Source organism: Streptomyces roseolus, from assembly GCF_014649855.1.
Classification (GTDB): domain Bacteria; phylum Actinomycetota; class Actinomycetes; order Streptomycetales; family Streptomycetaceae; genus Streptomyces; species Streptomyces roseolus.
This window is the reverse complement of sequence record NZ_BMTV01000089.1, coordinates 1-861: the sequence shown is the minus strand read 5'-3', so window position 1 is coordinate 861 and position 861 is coordinate 1. Positions and strand designations below refer to the sequence as shown.

At 65.3% G+C, this 861-nt stretch carries 1 protein-coding gene; it reads right to left on the bottom strand.

The window, feature by feature from the left end:
- Nucleotides 1–5 precede the first annotated feature (5 nt).
- Nucleotides 6–861 (bottom strand): adenosylhomocysteinase (locus tag IE245_RS36575; RefSeq protein WP_189955769.1); only part of this gene is annotated, 856 nt, incomplete at its 5' end.

Genomic DNA, 861 nt, shown 5'->3' with positions numbered 1-861 from the left:
GCGGATCAGTAGCGGTAGTGGTCCGGCTTGTACGGGCCCTCGACCTTGACGCCGATGTAGGCGGCCTGCTCCGGGCGGAGGGTCGTCAGCTTCACGCCCAGCGCGTCCAGGTGGAGACGGGCGACCTTCTCGTCCAGGTGCTTCGGCAGCGTGTACACGTCCGTCGGGTACTGCTCCGGCTTCGTGAACAGCTCGATCTGCGCCAGCGTCTGGTCCGCGAACGAGTTCGACATCACGAACGACGGGTGACCCGTCGCGTTGCCCAGGTTCAGCAGACGGCCCTCGGACAGCACGATGACGACCTTGCCGTCCTCGAACGTCCAGGTGTGGACCTGCGGCTTCACCTCGTCCTTGACGATGCCCGGGATCTTCGCCAGGCCGGCCATGTCGATCTCGTTGTCGAAGTGACCGATGTTGCCCACGATCGCCTGGTGCTTCATCCGGGCGATGTCGGACGCCATGATGATGTCCTTGTTGCCCGTGGTCGTGATGAAGATGTCGGCCGTCTCGACGACCTCGTCCAGCGTCGTGACCTGGTAGCCGTCCATCGCCGCCTGCAGCGCGCAGATCGGGTCGATCTCGGTGACGATGACCCGGGCGCCCTGACCGCGCAGCGACTCGGCACAGCCCTTGCCGACGTCGCCGTAACCGCAGACCACCGCCGTCTTGCCGCCGATGAGGACGTCCGTGGCACGGTTGATGCCGTCGATCAGGGAGTGACGGCAGCCGTACTTGTTGTCGAACTTCGACTTCGTCACGGCGTCGTTCACGTTGATCGCCGGGAAGAGGAGCGTGCCGGCCTGCATCATCTCGTAGAGACGGTGGACGCCGGTGGTGGTCTCCTCGGTGACGCCCCGGATG